Origin of the sequence: Streptomyces sp. WAC05374, from assembly GCF_004353505.1 — a bacterium.
In the GTDB taxonomy this organism is placed as follows: Bacteria; Actinomycetota; Actinomycetes; order Streptomycetales; family Streptomycetaceae; genus Streptomyces.
Genome location: NZ_SMNQ01000030.1, coordinates 12375 through 29189 on the forward strand (window position 1 = coordinate 12375; position 16815 = coordinate 29189).

Consider the following 16815-nt stretch of genomic DNA (forward strand, 5'->3'; position numbering starts at 1 on the left):
GTGCATGGTGCTTGGTGCCTGCGCCTGGTGCCTGGTGCCTGCGCCTGGTGCCTGGTGCGGCCGGGAGACCCGTGGTGGCGCGCGGGTGCCGGTGCGACGCCTCGGTACGCGCCCGCAAGCCGCTGCCGCGCCGCGGAACCCGCTGCCAAGTCCCCCGACCGTTATTTGCGTTGGTTCACGCACGGGTCCGGGCCCAAGCCAGGACGTCGCGCCACCCTACCGCCCACCCGTCACCCCCTCCGCCAGTAGGATCCCCCACTGCGGATGGAGCCCGTCGCCACGGGGGCGCCGATAGGAACATTTCCGTCCGGCAAGGGAATTGGTGAGCTGTGAGTCAGATCGTCGTCAAGCGCCCACCACGGGCCCTGCCCTCCGAGGTACCGGGCGATCCGGTGCACCTGCAACCGCCGCCCGAGCTGCCCAGGGGACAGCAAGAAGGCGTTCTGATGCAGTTGTTGCCCACGCTCGGCATGGCCGGCTCGGTGGTCTTCTTCTTCATGACCCCGAACCCCGTCATGCGCATCATGGGCATGGTGATGATCGCGTCCACCGTGGCGATGGCCATCGCGATGATGGTGCGCTACCGGCGCGGGACCCAGGGGCAGCTCGCCGACCTGCGGCGCGACTACCTCAAGTACCTGACGCAGACCAGGCGCGCGGTGCTGCGTACCGCACGTCTCCAGCGTGACGCCCAGTTCTACCTCCACCCGTCCCCCGAGCAGTTGTGGGCCCTGGTCGCCGAGGGGAGCCGGGTGTGGGAACGGCGCACCGGCGACGACGACTTCGGCCAGGTACGCGTCGGCCTCGGCAGCCAGCAGCTCGCCACCCCGCTCATGGCCCCCGAAACCGCCCCCGTCGACGAGCTGGAGCCGCTGACGGCCGGGGCGATGCGCCAGTTCCTCGCGGCCCACGGCACGCTGGACGGCCTGCCCATGGCCGTGTCCCTGCGGGCGTTCTACCACCTGACCGTGAGCGGCGAGGCGGAGCCCGCCCGGTCGGCGACCCGCGCCATGGTCGGCTCGCTGGCGGCGCTGCACTCCCCGGAGGACCTGGTCATCGCCGTGGCCGCCGGGAGCGGAACGGCCGGGGAGTGGGAGTGGGCCAAGTGGCTGCCGCACGTCCAGGCGCCCGGGCCCGGTGACGGCGCGGGCAGCCGGCGCCTGATCACCACGGACGCCCGGGACCTCCAGGACATGCTCGCCGCGCGCCTCGAAGGCCGCCCCCGCTTCGGCGGGCAACCGCTCCTGGACCAGCCGCACATCGTGGTCGTCCTCGACGGCCAGTCCGTCCCGCCGATGTCGGCGCTCGCCACGCCCGAGGGCCTGCAGGGCGTGACGATCATCGAGCTCGTACCCGGGGAGCCGCAGGGGCTCCGCGGCGGCCTGTCCGTGACCGTGCACCGCGACGCCCTGCGCCTGGAGTCGAGCCACGGCCTGGTGTACGACGGCGTACCGGACCGGCTGAGCCTCGAGGCCGCCGAGGCGCTGGCCCGCCAGCTCGCGCCGCTGCGCGCCGGGTCCGGTTCGGACGACGACGAACCGCTCCTCGCGAACCTGGACTTCACCGACCTGCTGAACCTCGGCGACGCCGCGTCGGTCGACGTCAGCCGCACCTGGCGGCCGCGGTCCCAGTCGGAGCGGCTGCGGGTGCCGATCGGAGTCGGCGAGGACGGCTCCCCGGTGATGCTGGACCTGAAGGAGGCCGCGCAGGAGGGCATGGGCCCGCACGGCCTGTGCGTGGGCGCCACCGGTTCCGGCAAGTCCGAGCTGCTGCGCACGCTCGTGCTGGGTCTCGCGGTCACCCACTCCTCCGAGACCCTGAACTTCGTCCTCGCGGACTTCAAGGGCGGCGCCACCTTCGCCGGTATGTCCCAGATGCCGCACGTCGCCGCCGTGATCACCAACCTCGCGGACGACCTGACCCTCGTCGACCGCATGGGCGACTCCATCCGCGGCGAGCTGAACCGGCGCCAGGAGATGCTGCGCGACGCGGGCAACTACGCCAACATCCACGACTACGAGAAGGCGCGCGCCGCCGGGGCCCCGCTCCAGCCGATCCCCTCCCTCGTCCTGGTCATCGACGAGTTCAGCGAACTCCTCACCGCCATGCCGGACTTCATCGAGATGTTCGTGCAGATCGGCCGTATCGGCCGGTCGCTGGGCGTGCACCTGCTGCTGGCGTCCCAGCGCCTGGAGGAGGGCCGCCTGCGCGGTCTGGAGACGTACCTGTCGTACCGCATCGGTCTGCGCACCTTCTCCGCCGCCGAGTCCCGTGCGGCGATCGGTGTCCCCGACGCCTATACGCTGCCGAACGTCCCCGGCTCCGGCTACCTGAAGTTCGGTACGGACGAGATGGTGCGCTTCAAGGCCGCGTACGTCTCCGGCGTCTACCGCTCCGGCCGGCAGGACGCGCTGCCGGGCGGTCCGCTGCCGGTGGACCGCCGTCCGGTGCCGTTCACCGCCGCGCCCGTGCCCGTGCGGTACGTCGAGCCGGCCGCTCAGGCACGGGTGCCGGAGGCGCGCGCCGCCGAGGACGACGCGCTGGCCGACTCGGTGCTCGACGTGATCGTGCGGCGGCTCGAAGGGCGCGGCGCGGAGGCCCACCAGGTGTGGCTGCCGCCGCTGGACAACCCGCCGACCCTCGACGAACTGCTGCCCGGCCTCGCCGGCGTGCAGGGGCGCGGGCTGACGCAGCCCGGGTTCGAGGGCGCCGGCCGGCTCGTCGTACCGCTGGGTGTGGTGGACAAGCCGTTCGAGCAGCGCCGCGACACGCTGTACCGGGACTTCTCCGGGGCGGCGGGGCACATGCAGATCATCGGTGGCCCGCAGTCGGGCAAGTCGACGCTGCTGCGCACCCTCATCGCGGGCTTCGCACTGACCCACACACCGCAGGAGGTGCAGTTCTACGGCCTCGACTTCGGCGGTGGCGGCCTGTCGTCGGTCGCCGAGCTGCCGCACGTCGGCGGGGTGGCGTCGCGTCTCGACCCCGAGAAGGTGCGGCGTACGGTCGCCGAGGTGTACGGCATCCTGTCGCGGCGCGAGGAGTACTTCCGCAGTGCGGGGATCGACTCCATCGCCACGTACCGCAGGCTCCGCGCCCGCGGGGAGATCACCGACCAGCCGTTCGGTGACGTCTTCCTCGTCATCGACGGCTGGGGCAGCTTCCGCTCGGACTACGAGGGCCTCGAGCCGGCCGTCCTGGACATGGCGGCACGCGGTCTCGGTTACGGCATCCACGTGATCCTCACGGCGTCACGGTCGATGGAGGTGCGCTCCAACATCAAGGACCACCTGATGAACCGGCTCGAACTGCGGCTGGGCGACACCATGGACTCGGAGGTGGACCGCAAGCTCGCCGTCAACGTGCCCAGCGGAGTGCCGGGCCGTGGTCTCATCCCGGAGAAGCTCCACTTCATGGCCGCCGTGCCGCGCATCGACGGCATCAACTCCGACAGCGACCTGGCCGAGGCCACGGCCGCCATGACGCGGGAGATCGGCCGTCACTGGACCGGCCCGGCCGCCCCGAAGGTCCGTCTGCTGCCCCGCGAGCTGCCGGCGCAGAACCTGCCCGCCGGGTTCGCCGAGCCGCGGCGCGGAGTGGCGTTCGCCATCGACGAGAACAACCTGGAACCGGTCTTCGTCAACTTCGAGCGCGACCCGTTCTTCCTGGTGTTCGGCGAGAGCGAGTCGGGCAAGACCAACCTGCTGAAGCTCCTGATCAAGCAGGTGTGCGAGCGGTACGACGGGGACTCCGCCAAGTTCTTCGTGATCGACAACCGGCGCGGCCTGCTGGACGTCACCCCGGCGTCGCACCTCGCGGAGTACGTCCCGATGTCCAACAGCATGGACCACCACGTGGACGCCCTCGCGGACCTGATGCAGCGCCGCGCCCCGTCCCCGGACGTCACGGCCCAGCAACTGCGCGACCGGAGCTGGTGGCGCGGCCCGTCGGTGTACGTGGTGGTCGACGACTACGACCTGGTGTCCACATCGAGCGGCAACCCGCTGGCCAAGCTCACGGAGCATCTGCCGTTCGCGCGTGACGTGGGCGTCCGGTTCGTCATCGCCCGCAGTGCGGCGGGGGCGAGCCGGTCCTCGTACGAGCCGTTCATGCAGCGGATGATGGAGCTCGGCGCCCAGGGCGTCCTCCTCTCCGGTGACCCGCAGGAGGGTGACGTCCTCGGCGGCGTACGCATGCGCCCGATGCCGGCGGGCCGCGGTGTCTTCGTCTCGCGCCAGCGCGGCAACCCGCTGGTGCAGACGGGTCTGATGCCGGCGGAGGTGTACGGGTGAGCGCGGCGGTGGTCCGGACATGACCAGTGGCCCTTGCGAGGAATGAGAGCGCATCACCTACGTTGATGCGGAAGCGAATCGTCCAGCAGAACTCACGGGGGAAGGACCCAGCGGATGGCATGGGACGAATGGGAGCAGTTGAAGGCATCGGCGGCCGAGAAGGAGTCGGCGCGGATGCAGCTCAACCAGATACCGGCTGATCAGGGAGGCACCGGTACACCGGCCGGCGGCACGGGGCTGAAGCATTCCGCCGCACCCTGGAACCGCGCCGCCACGACGGCCAAGGAACTCGGGGTCAGTACCGGCGCCTCCAAGACGAGCCTGACGAACGGGCACGCGGGCATGGCGGGCGGTCTGGAGGGACTCGCGAGCCTCGCCGAGCTGAAGAGCGTCCTCACATCGTGGGAGACGCGGCTCAAGGCCGTGGGTGACGAGTGCGACGCATTGGACCCCGCGCTGCGGCAGGTACCGAAGACTCTGGGTGGAGTGGACACCGCGACCGGTGCGAAGGCGGACAGTGTGAAGACGCCGAACGGCGGTGAGGCGAAGTGACCTCCTCCCTGACGTGGCAGCAGCTACGCGATCTGAAGCTGACGGAACTGGACGACGCCGCCGACAGTTGGGGAGCGGCATCCCGGCACGCCGACGCGGCGCAGACCCGGGTCGACGGCGACATGGGCGGTGCCCTGTCGAAGACGCAGGAGAGCGAGTCCGCCAAGGCCGCCGTCGGCAGGTTCAAGCGTCTGAGCAGCAACTACGAGTACATCAAGACCGAGTGCGGTCTCATCCGTACGGCCGTCACCGGGCTCTCCACCGAGCTGGCCTCGCCGCAGCGGCGCCTGAAGGAGGCGCTCGCCGACGCGGCGGCCAACTCGTACACCGTCAACGAGGACGGCAGTGTCGACTACCCGGCCGGCGGCAAGAACGAGCTCACCAAGCAGCCGATTCCGGGCGGCAAGGCCATCGGCAACAACGGGATGTTCGTCCCCGGCAGCGACCGCTGGACGGGCCCCGGCAACAACGGCCTGTACGGGCCGGGCAGCCATGGTCTGATCAACCCCAATCCGCACCACGCCAAGGCGCAGGACATCGCCGACCGCATCTCCATGGCGGTGCGCGACGCCCGCGAGATGGACGGCCGCTACCAGCGGGTGCTGAGCAAGCTCAAGGCGGCGGACGGCCTCACCGTCGACAGCAAGACGTGGGCGGACGCCGCGGCGGACATGGACGCCGTGCGCGACGCGTCGCACGAGTTCATGAAGCGCGAGATCCCGCTCGACAAGTCGCCCGCCGAGCGCAAGGAATGGTGGGACAAGCTGAGCGACGAGCAGCGCCAGGAGTTCCTCGCCAGCTACCCCGACGTGCTCGGCAACCTGGACGGCATCCCGGCGGTGGTGCGGGACGAGGCCAACCGGGAGAACCTGGACCTGCTGATCGCCAAGTTCGAGGGCAAGGACGGCGAGACGGCGGAGGCCCGGCTGGGCGGCCTGAAGGAGATCCGGACGCAGCTCGAGCTCAATGCCGCGGAGCAGCTCAAGAACCCGAAGGAACCGCCGATGCTGCTGCTCAGCATCGGCGACGAGGGGACCGGCCGCGCCGCTGTGGCCTTCGGCAACCCCGACACGTCGAAGAACGTCGCGGCGTACGTCCCCGGCCTCGGTACGGCGCTGGACTCGGACTTCGCCAAGAACGACGTCAAGCGTGCCCGCGACACCGCCGTTCTTTCCAGGGAGAGCGATCCGTCCAGCGCCGCCATCGTGTGGCTCGGCTACGATCCGCCGCAGCTCGGCGGCGTGGACGCCGAGACGCTGCTGTCCAACACCGAGGTGATGTCGGCCGAGCGGGCCGAGAAGGGCGCTCCCGCCTACAACTCCTTCATGAGCGGACTGGCCGCCACCAACGACCACGACGACCCCCACATGACGGCCATCGGGCACTCCTACGGCTCACGCGTGGTCGGTGCCGCCACCCAGGAAGCGGGTGGCATCCCCGGCGCGGACGACATCGTGCTGCTCGGCAGTCCCGGAGTCGGCGTGGACAAGGCGGAGGACCTGGGGGTCGGTAAGGAGCACGTGTTCGTGGGCGCGGCCGAGAACGACCCGGTCACGATGCTTCCCTCCAAGAAGGAGGTCGCCGCGGCGGGCGCCTTCATAGGTGGTGGCCCCCTGTTGTCCTACCTGGCGGGCGACATCGCCGACCAGGGCGACGACGACATCTGGTTCGGCAAGGACCCGGCCAGCGAGGCGTTCGGCGCCAACCGCTTCAAGGTCGACGACGGTCCCCGGCCGCTCATTGACGGCGAGGGCCCGACCCCCGCGCACTCGAACTACTTCAACCCCGAAAAGGATCGCGTGTCGGCCGAGAACATCGCAGCGGTCGTCTCGGGCCATCCCGAAGACATCACCCCGGAGAAGCATCGATGAAACACCGAACTCTGGCCGTTGTCCTCGCCGTACTCACCGTGTCCGGCTGCGGCCTGATCGGCGACGACGCCGGGTCCGGCCCGAAGGGAAAGGCGCAGAACGTGAACATGCAGCAGGCAGGCGACCTGGCGGAGAAGATCCTCGACGACACCTTCACCGCGATCGTCCCCAAGGTGGAGGCACAGCGGGGACCGTCCGGCGACCCCCTGTGCACCGACTTCAAGAACGACAGCACGGGGACCGGTCAGGTCATTCGTCGTCGGCACGTCATGACCGTGATCTCCGCGGAGCGGCGCGGCAGCTTCATGGGCGTCGTCGAGCGCCACTGGAAGAAGAAGGGCTACGAGATCACCACGGTGCGCCCGAGCAAGGAGCGGCCGGCGATCTTCGCCCGTACGCAGGAGGGCTTCGAGGTCACCGTGAAGATCGGTGCCGAGGGGCAGGCCTTCTTCAGCGCCTCGTCGCCCTGCGTGACGGAATCCGAGGTCACCGAACCCCCGAGGAAGCCTCTCGACCCGAACTCTCCGGAGGCGAAGGGGCTGCCGTACATCAAGTCACCCTTCTGGTCCGCGGAGACCCCGGTGCCGTCGCCTTCCACCAATGGTGGCTGACCGGCATCCGCGTCTGACGGTTCCGGGACGGCACGTCATCAGCTTGTCGCGGATGGCCGGCGTGTAGGAGCAGTGGGGGCCGTGCGCCATCCCCGATCCAGGTGATCGGGGATGGCGTACGCCTTTTGCAGCTCCAAGGCCGGCCTTGCACCCGGTCGCGGTACGTCAATAGGTTGTTGCACTACGCAACCGTTTGCCGGTACACGGGGAGGAGCCCTGCGGATGGCTTGGGACGAGTGGGAGCAGTTAAAGGCGTCGGCGGCCGAGAAGGGGCCGGCGCGGATGCACCTGAACGGGCTGCCTCCCGAGGACAGACCCAACGCCGGCAACCCGCAAGGTGACCTCCAGGTGCACCAGAAGGACCTTGCAGCGATCGGTGACCATGCCTTCAAGCTGTACAACCGGCTGTGGAAGGAAGCACGCGTCACCACCACGGACGCCGCCGGAACGGACCTGGCCGGTCAGGGGTTCGCCCTCGGCAAGGCGCTGCAGCACGTCTCGACCCGCTGGGACAAGCAACTGGGGTCGGTCATGGATGCCTGCGCGCTGATCTCGAACCACATGGACTTCACCAAGAACGCGCACGCCGGCGACGAGGTCTTCATCGAGCGGCATGTGAGCAGCATCCACGCGCTCGACGCGGGGTTCGACGAGAACTGGGCGCAGGCGGGCAGGAAGAACGAGATCTATGGGGCGAAGGACAAGAAGGACAAGGACTGACGCCGCATGGATTTCGAAGCTCTGCACTCGGCCAACTTCACACTGCTCGACGACACGGTCAGCGACTGGACGAGCATGCTCACCAAGCTGGAGACGCTGAAGAGGGACGCTGAGGAAGGACTGTACGGCCGGGCGAAGAAGGCCGACTGGGCCGGCTACAACGCCACCGTGTCCCGTGAGTTCATCGGCAAGACCGCCGGCGAGTTCGGCGACGCCGTCATCCAGGCCACGTCGATCCGCAACATCATGCGGGACACCCGGGACGAGCTGAAGACGCAGCAGCGACTGCTCCAGGAGGCCATCGAACGCGGCCGGGGCAGGAACCTGACGGTGTCCGCGAACGGCGGTGGCTTCACCGTACGGGAGAACCCGGACAAGAAGGCGCCGGGTGGACAGAGCGACGTCGACGCCCTGCGTGATGAGCTGCAGTCCATCCTGAACAAGGCGACGGAAATCGACAACACCGCCTCGACATCACTCAAGGCCCTCGTGGACCTCGCCGACCACGGCTTCTCGGACGCCGCGTACAAGGACCGTGACACAGCGGCAAACGCGCTGAAAGAGGCCGAGCGCCTGGCCGCCCTGGCGAGGAAGAAGCCGGAGGACCTCACCGTCGAGGACTTCGACGCTCTCCACGCCGGCCTCAAGAAGTACGCGGGCGACGAGCTGTTCGCCGAACGGCTGGCCGAGCAGTTGGGTGCACGGGGCACACTCGACTTCTGGGCAGGGGTCAGTGACCCGCGCAGCGCCTACCAGGTGGGCCACAAGCGCGTCGACCAGTTCGACGACCTGCAGAAGCACCTCAGCCTGACGCTTGCCACGGCCACTCGGGCGGACACTCCGGAAATGGCGAACTGGAAGCACGAGATGACGAGTCTCGGCAGCCAGTCGCTTGCCAGGAACGGCACCACCATGGGCTTCCAGGTCATGAGCAACCTGATGCGTTGGGGTGACTACGACGACCAGTTCCTCACGTCCTACGGCACTGAGCTGATCAAGACCGAGAAGAAGCTGAGCAGTAACGGTCAGCACGTTCCCTTGGCCTGGCAGCACATGGACATGGAGCCGTACCTGAACCGGACGGGTACCGACTCCGGATCCGACCCCATGGTGGGCTTCCTGAAGGCACTGTCGAACAGTCCGGACGCCGCGACGGACTTCTTCAGTGCCCCCTTCCTTTCGAAGGACGAGGACCACGAGTTCAAGACGAAGGACAAGGACGGCAACGAAGTCAAGGACGCGCTCTCCAACTTCGACTACCTCTTCGAGGAACGTGACTGGCCGCAGGAGCGCAACAGCGAGGGCGAGGACAGCATCGAGGGTCGCAACAACCTTGCTCTTGCCCTGGAGGCCGCTACGACAGGGCACCGGGCGGGGGAGATGCCGACGCCCGACCTGGCCCCGCACTCGGAAGCGCAGGCCACGTTGATGTCGGCCATCGTCGCCTCGGTCGAGGAGGACCCCAAGCGGCTGACGGACCACGCACACATGTCCGACAGCATGGGCCAGATCGCCTCGGAGTACTTGCCTGACATCAACCGCGCGCTCGCCGACGACCCGCGCGGGAACACCGATCGGCTCTTCCCCCTGGCCGGCGCGCAGGCCAAGCTGGACCACAAGGACGTCACCGCCTTCCTGATCACCGTGGGCCAGAACCCGGACGGCTACGCGGCCGTCGAGGTGGGGCAGAAGGCGTACATGGCGAGTCTCATGGATTACCACCTCGACCCGGACCTGCCCGCGGACAAGCGCTATCCCCACTCGGCGCAGGAGACGATCGAGACCATCACGCGGCGTTCCGGAGAGGTCAGCGGATCTCTGGCCATCGGCATGCAGGAGGCTCTCCTGGGCCCGGCCGCCAAGGAGGCCAAGGAGTTCTCCGACTCGGTCGCGCAACAGAAGAACGCGTGGTCCGGAGCGATCGGGACGGGCATCGGCGTCGGCGTGAGCTTCATCGCCACACCGGTGGGAGGCGCGGTGGCCGGTGGTGTCGCCGGTACCGTCAGCGGCATGGTACTCGAGCACATCTTCCAGCAGTCGGAGACCGACGTCCTGACGGGGGCCAGCAGGAGCGCCAGCGACCTGTGGGAGAAGAGCCGGGACCTGAGCGCGGAACATGGCCAGTTGGCAGCCATCAACGCGGCGAAGAAGCATGAGCTCCCCCAGCCCGAACAGACGGCGGACTGGGCCCTGACGGGGCGCGACAACGGCTTCAGCGACGCCGCCACCAATGCGCGGGGCATGGCGGATCACCTCACCACGGAGGTGCCTGCCGCATGACACGCACCCGAATGAAAACGGGCAGCGGACGGGCCGAGGACGCCTCGCTGACGGCTCCACGCCGGCGGCGGGTACAGCGGCACCTCACCGCTGTCGCCGCGGCCGCCCAGTTGGCCCTGGCGCTCGCCGCCTGTTCGAAACCGGAGCCGGAGCGGTCCTTCACCGTGCCCTCGGACCTCTGCGGCACCCCGGTGCCCGCCGCCGCCGTCGACGCGGTCCTGCCGAGCAGCGGCAGGACGCTCAAGGCGCACGCCGCGTCACGCACCGTGGGAGCCACCCACTGCCGTGTCTCCGTCGACGGCACGACGGTGTTCAGCGCCATCTCCGAGTGGCGGGTGGACCCCTCCGTACGGAAGGCGGCCCGCATCAACCCGTACATCGACATCGACGAGCACACCAGCGCGGACGGGACGTACATGTGGTCCGGCAAGGGAGGCGTGCGCCGCGCCCCGTGCCCGGTGGCCGCCAAGGAGCACCCGGACCGCAACCAGCTCTTCGTCAGGGTCCTCTTCCACGACGAGAAGTTCTCGGACGCCGACGCGGCGAAGAACCTGCTGCTCGCCTACGCGCAGTCCGTCGCCGACTCGGCGGCCTGCAAGGGGCCGACGCCGTGAGATCGGGCCGCGGCTCTCGTCGCTGAGCGACGACGGACTCCCGGCAACCGCCACTGCGGTTCCCGGGAGTCCGTCGTCTCACCCGGCTCCGGAGCGGGTGGGTACCCCTCGCGCGTACCCACCCCGTTCATCCGTCCGTGTGCGCTGCTTACGCGAAGTAGCTGGCGGCCTTCTTGTCGCCGCCCATGTAGTCACCGCCGGCCCGTGCGACGACCTGGCCGATCTGCATCAGGGCCTGGTGGATGTCAGCGGCTTCCTTGTCCCACTTCGTCTGCTCCTGGACGTAGGCGGCGTGTGCCTCGCCCTCCCAGCCGGCGGCGACCGTGGCCATGGCCGTCTTGATCTCCCGGAGGTCCTCCTCCAGCTTCTTGGCCTGGTTGCCGAGGTTCGTCGCGGCAATGTCGAGGCCGTCGTACTTGACGACGAGCTCGTCACCGGAGTTCATGCCCATGGTTCCCTCATCTCGCGTGTTGTGGTCGTTCGGCGTGCGTCAGCGGTTCTAGAGGTTGCTGATGCTCGACTTCGGAACGGCGCTGGTGCCGACACCGAGATCCACGTTGATGCTCTGCACGGCGGCGAGGACTTCGTCCTCCGTGCCGTCCTTGATCTTCCTGGACGCGCTCAGCCCGTCGAGGAACTTCGCCAGGATGTTGCCGAGACGCACCATGGAGGTGTTGATCTCCTGCTGCTTCGAGTTGAATGCCCCGGCGCCGATACCCTTCCACTGGCCCTCAAGGCTGTCGATCGTGCCCTGAATCTGGGTGAGCTGGCCCTTGATCGAGTTGAACTTCTCGAGCAGGTGCCTTTCGAGCGCGATGACTTGGCTGTCTGAAAGCCGCTGGCCCTGTGACACGGTGACGTTCCCTTCTGAACTGCTTGTTGTGACTTGCTGGGTTGTGCTTCACCAGGTGCTGCTGGGAGGTGAAGTCCGATGCACGCGGGGTCCGGTCACGCGCTGCGGCGTCGGCGTGCGAGCGCGTAGGCCCCTCCGGCGAGGACGACGACACCGGCGGCTGCCCCGACGATGAGGCCCGCATTGCTGCCGCCTTCTGCCTTCCGGGTCTCCTCGCCCGAGCCTGCCACGACTGCGTCGGAGCCGGGCTTGCCCGTGGGAGCCTGTGACGAAGCTGGTGCAGAGGGGGCGGGTGAGCTTCCTGCGTTGCCGCCCACCTGCTTGTTGGTGAGGGGGCTGATGTTCGGGTCGCCGGGCTTGCCGAGACCCCGGTTGATGTGGGCGCCGGGGCGGACGATGCCGTGGCCGAGGTAGTTGCTGACGGTGCCGGGCTTCCAGCCCTCACCCCGGCCGGCGGACTCGAACATGACCCGCAAGACCTGGTTGGCGGTCCAGTCGGGGTGCTTGGACCAGATCAGTGCGGCGGATGCGGAGGCGAGGGCAGTGGCGGAGCTGGTGCCGCCATCGCCGTCGCAGTAGCTCGTGAAGTTCGGGTCGCACCACCCGGGAATGTCGTCGGCGGGCGCCGCGATGTCGATGGACTCCCCGTGCTGCGAGTACTCGGACACCTTGCCGTCAGGTCCCGACCCGGCCACAGCAATCGCTTCGGGGTAACTGGCAGGGTATTGGAGCTTGTTTCCCTTCGTGCCGTTGTTACCGGCACCGGCGAACAGGAGCTTCCCCTTGCTCTGCGCGTACTCAACGGCGTCGCGCACCTCAGAGCTGTAGTACTCACTACCCATCGAGACATTGATGATCTTGGCTTCACTGTCCGCAGCCGCCTTGATGGCCTGTTCGAGGTCGAAGGCATTCACCTTCTCCTTGTTCTGCAGCTCAGTGTCCGACACACGGAACGGGATGATCTTCGCTCCCGGCGCCAGCCCTTTGAGCCCTCCGCCTTTCCCAGTGCCCGCGATCAGCTCGGCCATCGAGGTTCCGTGGCCGTCGAAATCGTCCCAGGCCTCGCCCTTCACTCCGGTGAAGTCCACGCCTTTGAGAACTTGACCTTTGAGCGACGGCGTAGAGGGGTTGACGCCGCTGTCGATGACCGCGACCGTGACGCCCTCACCGGTGACCGATTTCCAGATGTCATCGGCGTTCATGGCGTCCAGGTACCACTGCTTCGACTGCGGATCGGTGATGGTCGCAGCCGTGGCGGTCCCGCCGAAGGCCACTGTCCAAGCTCCGGCCACAGCCACAGCACAGAGCGGCACCCTGCGCTTGAAGAGCTGGCTCATTACTGGCGTCATCCTGACTTCCGAATCTTCCGAGTGCCTAGCCGATCACCGGCGGTACGGCGCCTCGCCGCCTGCCGGCCCACGTCTCTTCATCCTCTGTCAGGTGACCGGGGCGTGCCGAACCGGTCTGGTCCTGTTCCTCGTCGCGGTTCTGACGCTGTCCTGCGCGGCCGGGGCTCGCCGTCGTGCCACGTGGCATCCCCACTACGCCGTTGGCGCTGGGAGTACCTCTCCCTGTGGCGCGGGTGCCACTGCCCTGGCCGGCACCGATGACACCTGAGTGGCTGGGCTTCGCCACCGGGGGGCGGCCTGTCGCCGGGCCTTCCCCACCGATGACCGTCGCCCTCGGCAGGCGTGATCCAGCAGTGCCATTCGCGCCCTGCGCGCCGCGCTGAGGCGTGCCACCGACGATCCCGTTCGAGTGACCGGCCCGCGGGGTGCTCGAGGTGTTCTGGCGACCGGGTGTCACCTGTCCGGGCACGCCGGGCCTACCGGTCACCGGCCCGTTGCCACCCGGCACACCCGCACGGCCCGTGCCGGGGCCGGTGCCCGGCGTCCCCGGACGCCCAACGGCCGGTCCGGTACCCGGCGTCCCCGGGCGGCCAACGGTCGGTCCGGTACCCGGCGTCCCCGGACGGCCAACGGGCGGGCCGGAGCGCCCCGTTGACGTGGCCGGACCGCTCGTAGGCGCGGGCCGCCCAACGGCTGGAGCATTTCGCCCCGTCGGCTGGGCGTTTCCGTACCCCGTGGTGCTGGGGCGGCCCACCGGGCCCGTCTTTCCCGCACCGGTTCGGGGCGTGCCCGGCATTCCCTGCGCGCGTGCGGGGTTGGGCCGAGAAGGGCCGAGATTCGTCAGCACCGGCGGAGGGGTGCCGGGGGTCGGCCCGGGGGTGGTCGGCTGCGAGGGAAGCGGCGGGGTGTTGGTGGGCGCGGTGGGGGCGGTCGGGGTCAGCACGCTGTCGATCTGCACCGAGGTGTGCGGACCCGCGATCTCCCCGGGCCTGCCCAAGACCTCCGCGCGCGCTGAGCCGCCACCTGTGCCGGCTTCTGATCTTCCGCCCGGTTGTGGTGAGGAGGCCTCCGAGAGGCGCGCCGGCTCGGAACCCGTACCGGATGATCGTGCGTCGAACTGCCCCAGCGGTGCCGGCACCGCCGCGTTCAGCGGCTTCGGCGGTGGTGGGGGGTCCTGGGCGGCCAGTGTGCTGTGCGAGACCGCGTAGAAGGACGCCAGGCGGTTCATCTGGTTGATGGCCTCTTGGCGGTCCTTCTCCACCGCAAGGGCCTTCTGGTACTCCTGGTTGTCCTCCGTGCGCTCCGGTAGGGCGAATTCCTCGGGGCTCTTCTGAATCAAGCGGCCGTCCCGCGGCGGCTTGGAGTTGCGCACCGAGGCCAGGCCGGTGCTGGCGACCTCCATTTGCGCGCCCACCACGTTGGCGAAGTTGCTCAGCTTGTAGGTGTAACTGACGATCTGGGCGCCGTACGACCGGAAAGCCTCGGCGCCCTCGCCCTTCCAGTCCGGTGCGGCGACAGCGGCGGCCAGATCCTTCGCCGCGTCGTTGAGGGCGTTCGTGGCCTTCTTGAGGGTCGCGGACGCGTTCTCCAGGTCGGCCGGATTGGCGCTGTCCAGGAAGTCGAGCATCGCGTTCAGCTTCGCGTTCTCGAAGCTGGTCTTGCCGAAGACGCTGTCTCCCGCCCGGCCGCCGCGGAAGAAGCCGTCCATGAGGTCGGTGGCCCGCTCCATGAAGTCCGTGGCGGCGAACTGACCATGGATGTTCTTCTGCGCCTCCTGCTGCGCCTGTTCGAAGCTCTTCGCCTGCTGCTCGGGCGTCAGCGGCTTCGGCTGCTTCTCTTCACTCATCGCTGATCACCCCAGGTCCGTCGTGCCGCTGGTGGCATCCTGGCGCTCCGGCTGGGCGCCCTTGTCCTGCGCCTTGGCCTTCGCCCGCTCCGCCTCGTCGTACTCCTTGGCCAGACGGGTGCGGATCTCGTGGAAGCGCCGCCGTGCCCCCTCGTCGACGTTGTCGTATCCGACGTCCGCCGCGTGCACGGCGATGTGCAGGAGTTCGATCTGGTCGCCGAGCGACTTGGAAAGCTGGACGAGAGCCGTGTGCACGCGGTTGTACTGGGTGAAGAAGTCGTCCGCCTCCGCGAACTGAAGGCCGACTCCCAGAGAGCCGCGGGTCACACGGTCCAGGGCGACCTGACGACTGCCGCCCGCCCCGCCTTCCAGCTCCGTCAGCAGTGTGTCGACCCGGCTCCGGAACTTCTTCAGCGCGCCCACTCCGCGCTCGAGGTCACCCGCCATGGCCGCCCCCGTAACCAACTGCCTCGAGCACGATGCTCAGACCTCCCCGTTTGCTTGAGCTGACACGCAGTGCCGGAGTCACTCTAGTCACTGGCCATGACAGCCCCAAGCGCCTTACCCGTCACGCCACTTCCCTCCCGTGCGGTTGCAACCGTGCGATGCGGCGGGTCCGGCGGCGGGAGTCGCGGAGTGCGACGGCGACTCCTGTGATCATCGCCACCAGGACGCCGCCGCCGACCACCACGTACGTCGCGAGGCGGGCGTTGCGCTGGTCGGGGGTTTCGCCGAGGTGGAGCTCGGCCGGGGTCGGGGCCTCGGCGCGGGTGACGCCCTCGTGGGCGACCGGGGCTTCGATGGGCTTGTCGTCCTCCGTCAGGGCGCGGACCGGGTCGACGACGCCCCAGCCGACGAGACGGTCGTGGCCGGCCACGGAGCGCTCGGCGGTCTGCTGGATCTGGGCGACGATCTGCTTGCGCGTCCAGTCCTTGTGCTTGGCCTTGATGAGGGCCGCGAGGCCCGCCACGTACGGGGCGGAGAAGCTGGTGCCGTTGTCCGCGCAGTGGCCGCCGCCCGGGACGGTCGAGACCATGTCCACGCCCGGTGCCGCGATGCCGACGAAGTCGCCGGACTGGGAGAAGGGGGCGCGCTCGTTGTTGCGGTCCGAGGAGGCGACGGCGAGGACGCCGTCGTACGAGGCGGGGTAGGTCTTCTTGACGTTGCCGCCGAGGCCGTCGTTGCCCGCCGAGGCGACGACCACGATCTCCTGGGCCAAGGCCTCGTCCACGGCCTGCTTCAGGGCGGGGGCCGGTTCCACCGCCTTGGCGGTGTCCTGGGAGATGTTGATGACGTCGGCGTCCTCGTCGATGGCGTGCTGGATGGCGGTCGCCAGGGTCTCGGCGGTGCCGTGGCCTTCGGCGTCGTTCTGCTGGATGGGGATGATCGTGGCGTCCGGGGCCAGGCCGACGAAGCCGGTGCCCTTGGCGGGGCGGGCGGCGATGATGCCGGCGACCTTGGTGCCGTGGCCCACGGTGTCCGTGGTGCCGTCCTCCTTGCCGCGCTCGATCTCGTTGCCGTTGTCGTCCTTGAGGTCCTTGGGGAGCAGGTTGACACCGCTGCCGGTGTCGACGGCCTTCTTGAGCTGGGGGTTCTTGACGTCGACACCGGTGTCGATGACGGCGACCCGCACGCCCTTGCCGGTGGACTGCTTCCACAGCTCGTCCAGCAGCACCCGCTGGAGGGACCAGGGGCGGCCTTCGTACATCTTGCCGGGGAAGGTGCACTGGGTGCTGTCCTCCGCCACGGCGGGGCTCGCGGGAACGGCGACAAGGGTGGTGACGGCGGCGACGGCCAGCAGGCGTCGGTACGTGGAGGTCATGTGCG

At 69.0% G+C, this 16815-nt stretch carries 13 protein-coding genes; 7 read left to right on the forward strand and 6 right to left on the reverse strand.

Going from position 1 to position 16815, the window contains the following annotated elements; genetic code table 11:
* Nucleotides 1-329 precede the first annotated feature (329 nt).
* The 7 genes from eccCa (at nt 330) to E2B92_RS31655 (ending at nt 10940) form a co-directional block, all read left to right on the forward strand.
* Nucleotides 330-4292 carry a type VII secretion protein EccCa gene (gene eccCa, locus E2B92_RS31625; RefSeq protein ID WP_126887913.1) on the forward strand — a complete coding sequence of 1321 codons (3963 nt, stop codon included), beginning with the start codon at nt 330-332 and terminating at the stop codon, nt 4290-4292.
* 114 nt (nt 4293-4406) lie between these two features.
* Nucleotides 4407-4844 (forward strand): amino acid ABC transporter permease, encoded by a 438-nt coding sequence (locus tag E2B92_RS31630; RefSeq protein ID WP_126887914.1) that lies wholly within the window; start codon nt 4407-4409, stop codon nt 4842-4844.
* Nucleotides 4841-6715, forward strand: coding sequence for an alpha/beta hydrolase (locus tag E2B92_RS31635; RefSeq protein WP_126887915.1), 1875 nt, complete (start codon nt 4841-4843; stop codon nt 6713-6715). The genes E2B92_RS31630 and E2B92_RS31635 overlap by 4 nt, the downstream gene beginning before the upstream one ends.
* Nucleotides 6712-7326: a hypothetical protein gene (locus tag E2B92_RS31640; RefSeq protein WP_235024067.1), complete on the forward strand. Its 615-nt coding sequence runs from the start codon at nt 6712-6714 to the stop codon at nt 7324-7326. The genes E2B92_RS31635 and E2B92_RS31640 overlap by 4 nt, the downstream gene beginning before the upstream one ends.
* 222 nt (nt 7327-7548) lie before the next feature.
* Nucleotides 7549-8046 carry a hypothetical protein gene (locus tag E2B92_RS31645; RefSeq protein WP_126887916.1) on the forward strand — a complete coding sequence of 166 codons (498 nt, stop codon included), beginning with the start codon at nt 7549-7551 and terminating at the stop codon, nt 8044-8046.
* Between the two features lie 6 nt (nt 8047-8052).
* On the forward strand, nt 8053-10326 hold the full coding sequence (locus E2B92_RS31650; protein ID WP_126887917.1) for a DUF6571 family protein: 2274 nt from the start codon (nt 8053-8055) through the stop codon (nt 10324-10326).
* A complete protein-coding gene (locus tag E2B92_RS31655) occupies nt 10323-10940 on the forward strand; it encodes a hypothetical protein (RefSeq protein ID WP_126887918.1) in 618 nt (205 codons plus the stop codon). Before E2B92_RS31650 ends, E2B92_RS31655 begins: the two co-directional genes overlap by 4 nt.
* 148 nt (nt 10941-11088) lie before the next feature.
* Here E2B92_RS31655 and E2B92_RS31660 read toward each other — a convergent pair whose 3' ends face one another.
* The 6 genes from E2B92_RS31660 to mycP form a co-directional block, all read right to left on the reverse strand.
* On the reverse strand, nt 11089-11391 hold the full coding sequence (locus E2B92_RS31660) for a WXG100 family type VII secretion target (protein WP_126887919.1): 303 nt from the start codon (nt 11389-11391) through the stop codon (nt 11089-11091).
* Between the two features lie 48 nt (nt 11392-11439).
* Entirely contained in the window at nt 11440-11793 is a 354-nt protein-coding gene (locus E2B92_RS31665; protein WP_126887920.1) for a WXG100 family type VII secretion target, read from the reverse strand.
* A gap of 95 nt (nt 11794-11888) precedes the next feature.
* Entirely contained in the window at nt 11889-13130 is a 1242-nt protein-coding gene (locus tag E2B92_RS31670) for a S8 family serine peptidase (RefSeq protein WP_235024068.1), read from the reverse strand.
* Nucleotides 13131-13167: 37 nt separating this feature from the next.
* Nucleotides 13168-14988: a hypothetical protein gene (locus E2B92_RS31675; RefSeq protein ID WP_133087783.1), complete on the reverse strand. Its 1821-nt coding sequence runs from the start codon at nt 14986-14988 to the stop codon at nt 13168-13170.
* 6 nt (nt 14989-14994) lie between these two features.
* The gene (locus E2B92_RS31680; RefSeq protein ID WP_126889059.1) at nt 14995-15435 is read right to left on the reverse strand and encodes a hypothetical protein; all 441 of its coding nucleotides are present in this window, start codon (nt 15433-15435) and stop codon (nt 14995-14997) included.
* Between the two features lie 121 nt (nt 15436-15556).
* Nucleotides 15557-16810 (reverse strand): type VII secretion-associated serine protease mycosin, encoded by a 1254-nt coding sequence (gene mycP / locus E2B92_RS31685; protein ID WP_126889060.1) that lies wholly within the window; start codon nt 16808-16810, stop codon nt 15557-15559.
* Nucleotides 16811-16815: the final 5 nt, after the last annotated feature.